Origin of the sequence: uncultured Methanobrevibacter sp., assembly GCF_937898925.1 — an archaeon.
GTDB lineage: Archaea > Methanobacteriota > Methanobacteria > Methanobacteriales > Methanobacteriaceae > Methanobrevibacter.
In genome coordinates this window covers 1-13,317 of the sequence record NZ_CALDKF010000005.1, presented here as the reverse complement: position 1 = coordinate 13,317, position 13,317 = coordinate 1, and the positions used below count along the sequence as shown (strand labels likewise).

At 30.9% G+C, this 13,317-nt stretch carries 13 protein-coding genes and 1 pseudogene; 11 read left to right on the top strand and 3 right to left on the bottom strand.

What is annotated here, in order from left to right:
* Window positions 1–417 (top strand): annotated as a pseudogene (locus Q0409_RS00355) (YhgE/Pip domain-containing protein); the annotation flags it as partial.
* A 211-nt stretch (window positions 418–628) separates the two neighbouring features.
* On the opposite strand, the gene Q0409_RS00350 reads toward Q0409_RS00355, so the two are convergent.
* Together Q0409_RS00350 and Q0409_RS00345 are read right to left on the bottom strand one after the other, a co-directional pair.
* Window positions 629–1,540, bottom strand: a complete 912-nt coding sequence (locus Q0409_RS00350; protein ID WP_298533854.1) for a pyrroline-5-carboxylate reductase — start codon at window positions 1,538–1,540, stop codon at window positions 629–631.
* Between the two features lie 330 nt (window positions 1,541–1,870).
* A complete protein-coding gene (locus Q0409_RS00345) occupies window positions 1,871–2,722 on the bottom strand; it encodes an alpha/beta fold hydrolase (RefSeq protein ID WP_298533852.1) in 852 nt (283 codons plus the stop codon).
* 159 nt (window positions 2,723–2,881) lie between these two features.
* Between Q0409_RS00345 and Q0409_RS00340 the strand changes: the two genes are divergently transcribed.
* From Q0409_RS00340 to Q0409_RS00305, 8 genes are all read left to right on the top strand, one after another.
* The gene (locus Q0409_RS00340) at window positions 2,882–4,102 is read left to right on the top strand and encodes an FprA family A-type flavoprotein (RefSeq protein ID WP_298533850.1); all 1,221 of its coding nucleotides are present in this window, start codon (window positions 2,882–2,884) and stop codon (window positions 4,100–4,102) included.
* A 344-nt stretch (window positions 4,103–4,446) separates the two neighbouring features.
* The gene (locus Q0409_RS00335; protein ID WP_298533847.1) at window positions 4,447–4,767 is read left to right on the top strand and encodes a hypothetical protein; all 321 of its coding nucleotides are present in this window, start codon (window positions 4,447–4,449) and stop codon (window positions 4,765–4,767) included.
* On the top strand, window positions 4,751–5,131 hold the full coding sequence (locus tag Q0409_RS00330) for a DUF2283 domain-containing protein (RefSeq protein WP_298533829.1): 381 nt from the start codon (window positions 4,751–4,753) through the stop codon (window positions 5,129–5,131). Before Q0409_RS00335 ends, Q0409_RS00330 begins: the two co-directional genes overlap by 17 nt.
* Before the next feature lie 31 nt (window positions 5,132–5,162).
* A complete protein-coding gene (locus Q0409_RS00325; protein WP_298533827.1) occupies window positions 5,163–5,396 on the top strand; it encodes a hypothetical protein in 234 nt (77 codons plus the stop codon).
* A gap of 67 nt (window positions 5,397–5,463) precedes the next feature.
* Window positions 5,464–6,759 carry a tetratricopeptide repeat protein gene (locus Q0409_RS00320; protein ID WP_298533824.1) on the top strand — a complete coding sequence of 432 codons (1,296 nt, stop codon included), beginning with the start codon at window positions 5,464–5,466 and terminating at the stop codon, window positions 6,757–6,759.
* Between the two features lie 229 nt (window positions 6,760–6,988).
* Entirely contained in the window at window positions 6,989–7,222 is a 234-nt protein-coding gene (locus Q0409_RS00315) for a hypothetical protein (RefSeq protein WP_298533822.1), read from the top strand.
* A gap of 242 nt (window positions 7,223–7,464) precedes the next feature.
* The gene (locus tag Q0409_RS00310) at window positions 7,465–7,902 is read left to right on the top strand and encodes a hypothetical protein (RefSeq protein WP_298533820.1); all 438 of its coding nucleotides are present in this window, start codon (window positions 7,465–7,467) and stop codon (window positions 7,900–7,902) included.
* Window positions 7,903–8,081: 179 nt separating this feature from the next.
* Window positions 8,082–8,861, top strand: a complete 780-nt coding sequence (locus Q0409_RS00305; protein WP_298533818.1) for a class I SAM-dependent methyltransferase — start codon at window positions 8,082–8,084, stop codon at window positions 8,859–8,861.
* A gap of 127 nt (window positions 8,862–8,988) precedes the next feature.
* Here the strand turns inward: Q0409_RS00305 and Q0409_RS00300 are convergent, their stop codons facing one another.
* A complete protein-coding gene (locus Q0409_RS00300; RefSeq protein WP_298533815.1) occupies window positions 8,989–9,495 on the bottom strand; it encodes a flavodoxin in 507 nt (168 codons plus the stop codon).
* A gap of 280 nt (window positions 9,496–9,775) precedes the next feature.
* Here Q0409_RS00300 and thsA point away from each other — a divergent pair, with 280 nt between their 5' ends.
* Together thsA and Q0409_RS00290 are read left to right on the top strand one after the other, a co-directional pair.
* The gene (gene thsA, locus Q0409_RS00295; protein WP_298533814.1) at window positions 9,776–11,428 is read left to right on the top strand and encodes a thermosome subunit alpha; all 1,653 of its coding nucleotides are present in this window, start codon (window positions 9,776–9,778) and stop codon (window positions 11,426–11,428) included.
* 820 nt (window positions 11,429–12,248) lie between these two features.
* Window positions 12,249–13,317 (top strand): pseudomurein-binding repeat-containing protein (locus Q0409_RS00290; RefSeq protein WP_298533811.1); only part of this gene is annotated, 1,069 nt, incomplete at its 3' end.

Genomic DNA, 13,317 nt, shown 5'->3' with positions numbered 1-13,317 from the left:
GCATTTATATTGGGAATCAAAATGGCTAATCCGTTGCTCTTTGTGCTTTCGGCTTATTTCATTGCCTTGATATTCATGCTGATTTGCTATTCCTTGATTTCTGCATTAGGTCATATAGGAAAAGGATTAGCTGTAATTTGGCTTGTATTCCAAATTTCAGGTACTGGGGGTATTTATCCTATTCAATTGATGGGACCATTCCTTCAAGCAGTCAGTCCGTATATGCCAATGACTCATGGAATCACTTTGCTTAGGGAAACTGCATTAGGATTGATTTGGTCAAATTACATTCCATCATTCTTGATATTGATTGCTATGGGTGCTATAACATTGGTTTTAGCATTGATAGTAAAAATGTTTGCAGATAAAAGAGCGCATTGGTTTGAAGAAAAATTAAATGAAACTGACTTGTTCTAAATAAGTCATTTTTATTAATTTTTTTATTTTATTTTTTTAAAGAAAGAGTTATTATTATCTTTTTTATTTTATTCTATTTTCTTGTTTTATTCTATTTTCTTGTTTTATTCTATTTTTTTATTAAAAAGAGTTTTTTAAAATAAGAGTTGATTATTACCTATTTTTAAAATGGTTTGATTTATAAAAAAGAGTTTAAAAAGAGTTAAATTTACTATTTTTTAAGATAAGTTTTATTCATTTCATCGTTAACTTCATCATATCTAGTTAACAATGTTCGGATTAAGGCTTTGCTAATTTTATTGAATTTTTTATCCAATAAATCCACTCCCTCTTGGGTGATTCCTCCTTTAGTCGCTACCTTATTGATTATATCTTCATTGGATAATCCTTGATCATCCTTTAGCATTGCAGTTCCAATAACTGTCTTTAGGACCATGTTCTCTATGTCATCTTTTGGAATGTTTGATGCTTCACTGCAGCTTTGAGCAAATTTATCCATCAGGATTGCAATGAATGCCGGTCCGCAACTGCTGATTATTGTACTCATTTCCAATTCATTGTCGCTTGGGTCGAGATTGTTTTCCTCTTCATTGAAGTAAATTGGATTGTCAATTCTCCTCACGTAACTGAATTCATTAAAAAGGTCTTCAACAAAGAGTCTTTCTTGAAGTTCAACTTTGGAATTGTGCTTAACGAGTGTGACTCCTTTTCTTCTTGCCAGTGAACTTATTGAGTTATTTGAAGTTACTGTAGAAGCTAAGGTAGGAATTACTAAGCTTAATTTTCCATCAAAGTACTGTTTGATGTGATTGAAGTTAAGTCCTGCACAGGTGTATATGATGTGGGTGTTTTCATTGAGGAAAGGCTTGATTTCTTCTATGATTTCCTTAAATTGAGGAGTTTCGACGGAAATAAGGATTTTTTGACATTGTGTTGCGACTTCTTTGTTATCTGAAGTAATGTTTAGATTTTCTTCTGGATATTCTTCAATTAAACTTTCAAATTTATTAAGGTGTCTATTTGAAACAATTAATTCTTCGTCATCTAATAGTAAATTAAGCTTTAGTATGTTATTTACTATCATTGAACCCATATTTCCGTATCCGATAACTCCTATTTTCATAGTTTCCCTTTCACTATGTGTTTTTTTAACTATGATCATGAATTTCTTTGGTCCGAAATTAGCAATTATGGATTTTAAAAAACTCAAATCTTAATTAAAAAAATTTATTAAAACTATATCGTTATAAAATAATTCTAAAATTATTTATAACTAATATAATTTATTATTTAACTCATTAATAAACTTTATAGTTTTATTTTTGGATTTAAAGCATTTATTCAACTTTATTTTATATTTGTTAAACTATAATTTAGTTAAATGTAATTTAGATAATATCAAGTGGGTTTTAGGTTTCAATTGGTGGCGGTGTTTTTTAAAGTGGTTTAAAAATTATTCAAGGATGTTTATTTTTGAATTATCTTCTATATGATGGTCTCTAATGAAATTTCTGATTATGGTGTTGAACAAGTCATGGTCTATTATGTTCCAAAGGTGGTTTCCCCTTATGATTTCCACTAACTTGGCATTTGTGAATATGCTTTTCAAATCTATTGCTGACTTTGTACAGTTCAAGTCCTCTTTAGTTCCATAGATTATTAGGATATTGTCCTTTTCAATGATATCCTTATTGTCTTTTAAGCTTTCAGGAATGGTGTAATTCAAGGATTCAAAAGCTATTTTTCTTTCGTCATTAATGGATATGTCTAATATCTTTTCCATATCGTTGTAGTGTTCCTTTTTGATTCCAAAATATCTTAGGTATGCCTTTGTTATGAACATGTCTGATTTTTCATTAAGGTATTCGGATTGTGCCTTTGCGAGTCCATTTGCAATGCTATCTGATTCGCTTTCCTTATAGTCTGCTATTTCAAGCCCAGATAATATGAGATTGTCGATTATATTTGGATTTTCATTAAGGATTTCTATAGCTATTGATCCGCCGATACCTAAAGCTACAATATTTACCTTTTCAATGTCCTTATTGCTGATAATATGATTTATGAATTCGGATATTTCAATAGATGATTTGTCTATGCTGAATTCCTCTTTTGAGATGCTATCCCCATGATTTGGCAAATCAAGGAATATGCAATGGAATCCTTTGAAGTATTTATCATAATCTTCCTTTTGCCTTTTCCAAATCCATTTGTCTAATAATTTGGCATGCAAAAACAGTATGGTTTTGCTGTTTTCCTCTCCAATCTCTTCATATGCCAAATTATTAAAATGTTTTAAAGTCATTTTATCCTCAATTTACAAATTTTAATCTTAGTTTAATATTGACCTATTTAATTAGTTGCCTTGATATCGAACAAAGCATATAAATATATTAATGTTAATGGTTATATATTATATTAACTCTTATTATAATTTTTTAATCTAAAAAGGATTAGTGATAATATGAAAGCTGATGCATACAAAATTGTAGATAATGTTTACTGGGTAGGAGTTTTAGACTGGGATATTCGTGACTACCATGGATACACCTTAAATGGAACTACCTACAACTGTTATTTAGTATTTGGGGAAGATAAAGTAGCTTTAATCGATAATGTTTATCCTGGAAAATCTGAACAGTTCTGGGGAAGAATTAAAGATGCATTCGAGAAGGAAGGAAGAGAATTCAAAATCGATGTAGTTATCCAAAACCACATTGAAAACGACCACAGCGGTTCCTTAGGTGAAGTTGTTGCAAAATTCCCTGATGTTGAAGTTTACTGTTCCAAAAAAGCTGAACCAGGTCTTAAGAATCACTTGCCTGAACTTGCAGACTTTGAGTTCAACACTGTAAAAACCGGTGACTCTTTGGATATTGGAGGAAAAACTTTCCAATTTGTAAATGCACCTATGCTTCACTGGCCTGACAGCATGTTTACAATGTTGATGGAAGATGGAATATTGTTCTCCAACGATGCATTCGGTCAGCACATCTGCTTGTCTGAAAGATTGGACAGCGATGTGGATCCAGTCATATTGACTGAAGCTGCAAGAAAATATTACGCTAACTTGATTACCCTTTCATCTCCAATGGTTGGAAGAAAAATTGAAGAGCTTGCAAAATTAGGATTGGTGGACATTCTAAAGATGATTGCTCCATGCCACGGTCAAATCTTCACTGACCCAAGCTTTATCCTTGACTTATACACAAAATGGTCTACAGGTACCTATGAAGGAAACAAGATTACCTTCATTTACGACACTATGCACCATTCAACCCAAAGAATGGCTCATGCTATGGCTGAAGGTGTAATGAGTGAGGGAGTAAAAGTCAAGATGTACTTCATGCATGATGATGACAAATCCGATGCAGTGACTGACGTACTTGATTCAAAGGCAATCTTTGTAGGAGCTCCTACCATGATGAACAATCCGTTCCCCGGAATTGGAGATGTGATGTACTACCTCAACTGTTTAAGCTTTGGAAAAATTGAAACCAAAAAGGCAGTTGTATTCGGCTCCAAAGGTTGGGCAGGAGGTTCCGCAAAAATCTTGGCTGCAAACCTTGAAGGAGCAGGATTTGAAGTCGTAGAACAAATGGAACTTGACTTCAAGCCAACTGAAGAGCAACTTGAAGAATGTTACGAATTAGGTAAAAAAGTAGCTCAAATGATTAAGGAATAGTTTTTTCACTATTCTATTTTTTTATTTTTTTTTAAATTTGTAATTGTATTATTCTTTTTTCAATCAGATATCTTAATTTTTTAAATTTAATATAATCCCTTATTTTTTCAATATTTTTAATATATTAAACTATTCATGTAAAATTCTAACGATAATGAATTAATTTTTTAAAATAACATCAATATTGTTTTTATTTTTAAGAAAAAGTTTATATAATAGTTTAAATAGAAAATTAATCGAAATTTATCGAGTTTAGATGATTTACTATATATTTTTCATTGTAAACTTCTAAACAATAATTTTTAAATAGAATTTTAAATAAAAATAAATTTATACGTGGTAGTTTGAGAGATAATAATATAAATGAATTAATTGAGATATTAGCATCTCATGATTCTAATGAAATATATGTTAGTCCGCATATCTTAGAAAACTGTTTTGAACGTAATTATTCATTAAATTATGTTCATTTATGCTTGTTAGAAAAAATTCCATTATCAATTAGTAAAACTTCCGAAAATCGTTTTTTATTAATTTATCCTCATGAAACGATTAAATTTCAAGATCTTTATATTGTAATTGGAATAAATGATGATGAAAAAATAACTATAATAACAGTATATTGTTTTGATAAACGGAGGAGAGAACGTGAAATCAAAAGATAAAATATTTGAAGTTGAATATTTTTACAATGAATCTATAGATACTTTAGGTATAAAAGTTAAAAGAGATTTTCAATATGGTCAAACAGTTGAAATGGATGAAGGCATTTTACTGGATTTTGATATCGATAACGTTCCAACAGCATTAGAGCTGCTTAATGCTTCAGAAAAATTGAGTGTTCCTAAAGAAAGCTTTGAAAAAATGCATTGCTTTAATATGAAAGTTTGTGTTGATAAAGACTCCATTCTAATGTGTGCAATATTTGGATTTATGATTCCAAATAAAGATGATGAATATGAATTAAATTACTTCATTGAAAATAACTTTGATTTTGTTCCCACTGAAACTGAATTGGTGATAGCTTAATCCGGATTTTTATTTCTTAAAATTGTTGTAGGTGATTTTCATTAGTGAAGAGGATGACTTAAGAAGGATTGAGGAGCACAATCAAAAATCAGTGGAAGAGCTGGTTGAAAACTTTGCTTATGTCTATGTCTATTTAGCTGATGGAAGATCATATGCTCTGACCAAGGAAAGCAAGTTTGAATTCAAGGATGGGAAATTCCATATTTATGATAAGGATATTGAAGTTGATATAGTTGATATTGAATTGATTGAATTTTCAGATTAGTTTTTTCACTTTTTTATATTTTTTAATTTTTTTGCAAATGAAATAATAATATTTTTTGAGGATAATCATGTCAGATAGAGATTTCAATAAGGATGGGCAGACTTATTTTGAATTGAAAGAATACGAAAAGGCTATTGAATGCTTTGGAAAAGCCATAGGAATCAATCCAGAAGATGAGGTGGCTTGGTTCAATATGGGATTTGCCTATTTTAAACTGAAGGATTACAATAAATCAATCGATTCATTTGAGAAAGCTATTTCCATTTTTGATATTATTCTAAATGAAAATCCTAATGATGATATGGCTAAAGAGGGTAGGTCTTTAGCAGAGCATATGATTAAGCAAATTTCCTCAAAAGAAGAGAAAAAGCATGAGTATGTCAATATTGTAGGTATTGTTACAAAAGTTCGTGACCCTATGGAACTTAAGGAGTCAGAATACCTTCAAATCATTGAACTAAGTGATTCATCATCCGCAATTAGGGTAATTCTCTGGAATGAAAACACTGGATTGAACATAAACAAAGGAGATATAATCGGAATACAAAACGGCTTTGCTGAATATGACAGTCAAGAGTCAGTGGGATACAGAATCAATACAGATGAAACCTCAAAAATAGTTATCAATCCTAAACTGGAAGAGGGATTGGTTCAGTTCTTAAAGGAATCTGTTGACATTTCATTGACTGATATTAAGGATATTGGCGAAGATTCAACTGAAATAGATATCCTGGCTAGAGTTATCACATTGTTTGAAACTTATTCTTTCAAGACAAGGGAGGGTTCTGGGATTGTTTCATCAGCTATTCTTGCAGACAATACTGGGACCATTAAAGCCTTCTTTTGGAGAGAGAAAGCTCAAGTTCCAATCATATCAAAAGCATATAAGATTGAAAATGCAAGAGCAAGACAAACCGATGAGGGTATGGAACTTCATATAGGTCAAGGTTCAAGGATGATTGTTGAGGATAACTTGTCCATTGAAGAAAGAGATAGTTTAAAATCATTTGAGGAATTGGAAAGTCTTTTGTATGAATTAAAAAGGATAAGGGACTTGAAAGAGGGGGATATGAATATCAAGGTCATAGGAAAAATAATTGATGTTCAAGACACTTTTGATTTTGAGGAAAACGGAACCAAATTTTTAGTTAGAGTTATTGATATGGAAGATGATACAGGTTCCATAAAAGTTAATTTATGGGATGAAATGGCTGACTCCATATACTACAAGGGAGACTTTATCAAGATTCAGAACCCCTCAGTTGTTTATAATAAAAATACGTGCAATATGGAGTTAAGTGTGGGGGATAATTGTAATATAATTGATGCTTCCTTTGAGGAGATTGATAGCATTTCCAATTAGGTTAAACTTTTTATTTTTCATTTCCACTATTTTAATTAATTTTCAAAATCTATTCTTGAATAATTTTGTGATTATTTTTAAAAATCATTGTTTATTATTGTAATATTCAAGTTTTATTCATTATGATTCTATTATTTCATTCAGTTTTTTCACTATTTAACAGTTTAAAGTATCAAAATATAAATATTAAAATCAACATACCTATGTTTACAGAAAGGAGTTGTTTTTAATGAAAAAACAAAATATATTTGCTTTGATATTATTAACAATCGTTCTTTTAGCTGTAGTTGCTGTTAGTGGATGCATTGGAGGATCCGATGATGATTCTGCTAACGATGCATCTGGAGATTCCGATGATTCAAGTGATTCTGTAGATCAGGATGATGATGACAAGGATGACAACGATAAGGACGATAAAGACGACAAAGATGATAAAGACGATAAAGATGATGATAACGATTGAATGCTCTAGTTTCCAATCGAATCAAGATTCGGGCAAGCGATATTCCAGGAATTGGAATAATGACTTAAGTCTAGAACTCTTTTTTCTTTAAATTGCTTGTCAAGTTTATCAAATGAAATTTTACTATTTTTTTATTTTTATTCTTAAACTTATTTTTTTATGTGTAATTAAAAAACATTTTAAAAAATATTATAAACTACAAAAATATATATTATTATAACTAAGTTTTAGGAGAGAAAATAATGAATAAAAGAACAATTCTTATTTTACTCGTTTTAGCTATTGCAGTTTTGGGATTCACCATGGGTCCTGCTTGTGCTGCTACAACAACCATTAAAATGGGTAAACATAAAGATGTTGGCAGTAAGGATAGGATCTTGACTTTCTATCAGCCAAAAGATGCGCAAAACGCTAAAGGGGTATATGCAGCTATCTTTTACCATGATAAGAAAAAAGGGGATGACTTCAGACCTCACACTTATGTATTTAGAAAGATGACTGTTTACTACAAAAACAAAAAAGGAAAAGTGATTACAAGAACAGTTAAGCCAAGCAATATCAGTGGGCTTATGTTGCTTTCCACTCCAAAGTTAAGTGGTTACACTCCTTACAAGTCTAAAATTACATACACTAAAATGACTAAAAAAGAGAAAAGGGTTATCATGAATCCTCTTTTCTAATTCATTTTTTTTAAATTTTTTATCTTTTACCAATTCTTATTTTTATTTTAATTTTTTCATTTATTTCAATAGTCTTTTCATAGAATATATTTTTATATCTACATTATAATTTAGGCATACCTAAACTTTATATACTACAAAATTAAATACTTAAACATATAATTTTTGAGGTTAAAACCATGAATTTAGAAGGTGTAGAAAAAACCATGCTTTTGACTTTATACACTAAAGCAAAGCATTCCCAACAGAAAAATCACAAATTTTTTGACTTTAAGGCAATAGATGTCATTTCTGAAATCGATTATGACTTTTCCATAGCTGATAAGGACTATCAAATGCAATGGGGAGTTATTTCAAGAACTATCGTCTTGGATGATATGGTTTCAAAGTATATCCGTTCACATCCAAGATGCACAATAGTGAATATTGCTTCTGGAATGGACACCAGATACAATCGATTGGACAATGGAATAATCAAATGGTATAATGTTGATTTGGAAAATTCAGCTAAGTTCAGATTGAACTATATCAAAGATAGCAATAGGGTAAAGACATTGGCATATTCAGCAATGGATCCCTCATGGGTAAGTGAAATAGATGCAGATGGTGACGTACTGTTCATCATTGAAGGATTGTCAATGTATCTTACTGAAGAAGACAACAAAAGGATACTGGATATAATTGATGAAAATTTCAAGTCATGCACTATATTCACTGAAATAATGCCTCCGGTCTCCGTAAAGAATGTTAAGGAGAAATCAGTTGAGGAAATGGATGCAAAATTCATTTGGGGAGTTCAGAATGGGTTTGAGCTTTTAAAATTGAATTCCAACTTCAAATGGATAAAGGATGTGAACCTGTTTGACGGAATGAATGTATACAAGCCATTCACCAAAATATTCACTTGGATTCCATTTATTAGAAACAGAATGGACTATATTGCTGTTTTGGAAAAATAATTTCAAAATGGCATTTTATTCCTTATTTGAAAAAGAGTTAAAAATTAAAAAATTGAGTATAAGTAAAAGTTAGAATTAAAAATAAAAATGAAGATAATAAAAAAAATTAAATGGCTAAATGATTAATTTATTCATTAATCCATGATTTCACAGCTTCTTTTGCATCATATACGCTTGCACCAGGAATTGATAATCCTTTTTTGATTATAGCTCCTGCACACAATTTATTCAAGTCTTTTTCTGATGATCCGAAACCGGAACCTTCATGGGTTACAAAAGGCTTAACTGTTTTTCCTGTAAAGTCCAATTGTTCCAATTGGGTAAACATTGGCATTGGCATAGTTCCCCACCAGTTTGGAAAACCGATATAGATTGTGTCATAAGCATCAATATTATCTAATGTTTCTTTTATTTCAGGTCTTGCATCTGATTGCTGTTCCTTTTTAGCAACATCAATGCATTTCATGTAATCATCAGGATATTCGACTGTAGGTTCAACTTTGAATAAGTCTGCATTATCCAATTCCTGAATGTATTCTGCAATCACTTCTGTGTTTCCTTTTTCAATGTTTTTAAGTTCTCCTCCAAAGTAGTTTTCACCACTTCTTGAAAAATAAATTACAATACTTGACATATGAATCTCCATTTTAATTTTCAACAATTAATTAATAATTTAATAAAAACAATTGTTAAATTTTCTGTTTTGATTTCAATTTTTCTATTTTTAGATTTCTAAATTATATATTATAAACAAAACTTTTTTATAGTAAGGCAAACCTATCTATAACTATATGGATAATTTAATATTAATTAAATATATTTAATTTTTATTATGAATTCTTAAAATTAATTCTTATAATTACAATAAATTATCTAATTTAAAAATAACATTGATTAAAATTAAGGAGATTATTATGGCACAAATTAATCAACCTATGTATATTTTACGTGATGATACTGAAAGATTTCAAGGAAATCAAGCTTTAAGAATGAATATTTTTGCAAGCCAACTATTAGCAAGCATTGTTAGAACCACTCTTGGTCCAAAAGGAATGGACAAAATGTTAGTGGATAAGAAAATGGGTGATGTGGTTGTAACCAACGATGGAGCAACTATCTTACAGGAAATGGATATTGCACACCCTGCAGCAAAAATGCTTGTTGAAATTGCAAGAAAACAAGAGAATGTAGTTGGAGACGGAACCACTACAGTTGTAATCATTGCTGGCGAATTGCTTAAGAAAGCAATGGAATTATATGAAGATGGAATTGCAATCCCAACCATTCTCATTGGATACAGATTAGCAGTTGCAAAAGCAATGGAAATCTTGTACAGCATTTCTACCGATGCAAGAGACCCAGACACCTTATTCGGTATTGCAAAAACCGCAATGACAGGTAAAGGTTCAGATTATGCTAAAGATGAACTAGCAGACTTGCTTGTTCAAGCTGCACTCAAAGTTGAAGAAGGAGAAAAGTTAGACAAATCACTCATCAAAATTCACAGAATCAATGGTGGAAGTGTAGAGGACTCCTTAATTGTTGACGGTATCTACATTGACCAAGGCAGAGCTAATGAAGCTATGCCTGAAGAAATGCGTGATTGTAAAATCGCTTTAATGAAATATCCTTTAGAATTGAAAGATTTGGAAAACGCTAAAGTTGACTTCACTGATCCATTGCAAATGCAAGCTTTCCTTGACAGTGAACAGGAAACCCTTAAGGAAATTGCAGATAAGATCATTGATTCCGGATGTAATGTATTGTTCTGTCAAAAAGGTATTGATGATGTAGTACAACATCACTTATCCAAAGCTGGAATTATGGCTTTCAAAAGAGTTAAAAACACTGACGTAAAAAGAATCATGAAAGCAACCGGCGCTGAACTCATTACCAATATTGAAGACTTGACTCCTGACGTATTAGGTAAGGCAGGTTACATACACCAAGAAAAGGTCTTTGACCAAATCATTACCTTCATTGAAGAATGTGAAGACCCTAAAGCAAGTTCCATTTTAATCCGTGGAAGTACCAGACACGTTTCCTCTGAAATTGAAAGAGCTATGGAAGATGCATTAGGTGTAGTTGCAGCTACTGTTGAAGACGGAAAAGTCGTATACGGTGGAGGGGCTCCTGAGATTGAAATTGCAAGACAATTGAAAGCTTATGCTAACACAATCAGCGGAAGAGAGCAAGTTGCTGTAAATGCATTTGCTGACGCTTTGGAAATTGTACCAAGAACCTTATCTGAAAATGCAGGTTTAAACACCATTGACTTATTAGTTGAACTCAGAGCAGCTCATGAAGATAACATCAATATGGGATTGGATGTATTTGAAGGTAAAGTTGTAGACATGAAAGAAGCAGGTGTTGTTGAACCTCAAAGAGTCAAGAAGCAAGCTATTCAAGCAGCTCAAGAAGCTTGTGAAATGATCTTGCGTATTGACGACTTGGTTGCAGCAGCTGGTGCACTTCAAAAAGTCGACCCAGATGAAAACTTAGACCATAGTGGTATGCCTCCTGCACCTGGTATGGGTGGAATGGGCGGAATGCCTCCTATGATGTAGCCCACTTTTTCCGTTGCCTTCGGCAACGCAAAACCTGGACTAAAATTTTTTCTAGTTGTTGGGAGTAAAATCTCAACTTTTTTTACTATTTTTTAAAAATTTTCTTTATTTTCCTATTCTGTTCTTAAATAGTTCTTTTTTGAATATTACTTAATTAAAATTGCTTATTTGTCTAAAATCTACTTTTTAAGAAGTATTTTTTTAATTTAACACTTATATTAATATTATTTTAAAAATCATAATATCATTTTCTTTTATATCAAATATGTTTAATAGTTTGTAATTCTTTTTTAAGTTAAATAAAGGTGATTATTTTATTTTCCATTTATTTAAGTAATATTATTTCAAATTTAATTAAAATAAGTAATTTTAAGTATTTATTCATTATTTAAAGACTTATCAAGTATTTTTTAATTTTTTTAATTTTAATCATTTATTTTAGCTTATAAGTAATTGATTATTCTTTATATTGGTATCAAATAGTTTACTATATTTGAATAATAGAATAAAATGAAATATATTTTTATTTTGAACTATAAGCTATGTAAAATCCTTGTTTTGAATGATTTTTTTTAGTAAGATTTATATAATAAAAGATTAAAAGTAAATATTAATCTAATTTGATTTTTTTGTTTTTAAAGCAAAATTGTCAAGTTAAGAAATGTTTAGGGTGGTCTTTATTGTTTACTTGAAAAAGTTAAATGATAAACATTGAGTTTGGGAAAAATAAATATTTTTCCACTATATTTTTTAAAAATTCAATGTGAAAATTATACTTGTAAAAATATAATTTTAGGATTGCTCTAAAGTGTGAGGTGAAATGATTTCAAGTAAGAATCTCACATTGCTTTTAGCAGTTTTGATTATGGGATTTTGTTTGATCTCATCAGTTTCTGCTATGGATATTGATGATTCTGCATCTGTATCCGATTCAGATGAATTATCCGATTCTAGTGTCTCACTTAAGGCTGATGAAAATAGTGTCAGTGATTCCAATCTAAATAGTGTGGAATCAGATGCTGGTTCAAGCAATGTAAATTCAGAAAATGAAGTTTTAAGTACTGATAATACTGTAGAAGATTCTGATTTGGAATATGATTCAAGCATTAAGAGTGGCAATAACCTCTTAGGTGCATCTTCCCAATCTGACAGTGATGTTTTGCAGGCTACTGCAAAAACAAAAACAACTCTCAAGGGAAGTTCAAGTACCGTTTACAGAGGCAACTCATATACACTTACCTTAACTGACAATAAAGGCAAAGTCTTGTCTGGTCAAAAAGTCAGTTACAAGGTTAACGGAAAAACCTATACATTGACAACAGATTCAAAAGGTTCAACTTACCTTCAAATCAATTTAAAGGAAGGCAAATACACCATGGTCTGTTCCTATGGAGGGTCAAGCGCTTACGCTTCCTCAAGTTTTTCTGTAACCCTTTCCGTATTGAAGAATCCTAACGCTTTCTCTATAAAGGAAATCGAGGATGCAGCTACAAATGTAAAGAATTATGTTGCAAAGAACAAGAAATTGCCAAGCACTGTTAAAGTAGGAAGCAAAACTCTTAAGATATCTGAGTTCAGCTATCTTGCTTCAAAGGCGATATCCAACCTTAATTCAAATAAGAAGGGAGATATTCTATTAGTGTCTGGAATTTCAAATAGAAACTCTTCTGCACATTCATTTAAATCTACTGTATATAAAGCTCAGTATTTGGATTTAGCTAAAAAGACAATTTCAAGAATTGAATCTAAAAAGGCACCTTCTACTTACTGGTCTGTTAAGGACAGCAATGGTAAGGTTATCGGTAAGGCAAATTTCAATTTGTACACATATTGCTTTGCTAAGATTTTAGATTTCCATAAGTCTAAGAATTACTTGCCGAATTACTGTA

Bases quoted from the DNA above. Each gene is read 5' to 3' on its own strand.
- Q0409_RS00350 (WP_298533854.1), bottom strand. From the start codon at position 1,540: ATGAAAATAGGAGTTATCGGATACGGAAATATGGGTTCAATGATAGTA.
- Q0409_RS00345 (WP_298533852.1), bottom strand. From the start codon at position 2,722: ATGACTTTAAAACATTTTAATAATTTGGCATATGAAGAGATTGGAGAG.
- Q0409_RS00340 (WP_298533850.1), top strand. From the start codon at position 2,882: ATGAAAGCTGATGCATACAAAATTGTAGATAATGTTTACTGGGTAGGA.
- Q0409_RS00320 (WP_298533824.1), top strand. From the start codon at position 5,464: ATGTCAGATAGAGATTTCAATAAGGATGGGCAGACTTATTTTGAATTG.
- Q0409_RS00315 (WP_298533822.1), top strand. From the start codon at position 6,989: ATGAAAAAACAAAATATATTTGCTTTGATATTATTAACAATCGTTCTT.
- Q0409_RS00310 (WP_298533820.1), top strand. From the start codon at position 7,465: ATGAATAAAAGAACAATTCTTATTTTACTCGTTTTAGCTATTGCAGTT.
- Q0409_RS00305 (WP_298533818.1), top strand. From the start codon at position 8,082: ATGAATTTAGAAGGTGTAGAAAAAACCATGCTTTTGACTTTATACACT.
- Q0409_RS00300 (WP_298533815.1), bottom strand. From the start codon at position 9,495: ATGTCAAGTATTGTAATTTATTTTTCAAGAAGTGGTGAAAACTACTTT.
- thsA (WP_298533814.1), top strand. From the start codon at position 9,776: ATGGCACAAATTAATCAACCTATGTATATTTTACGTGATGATACTGAA.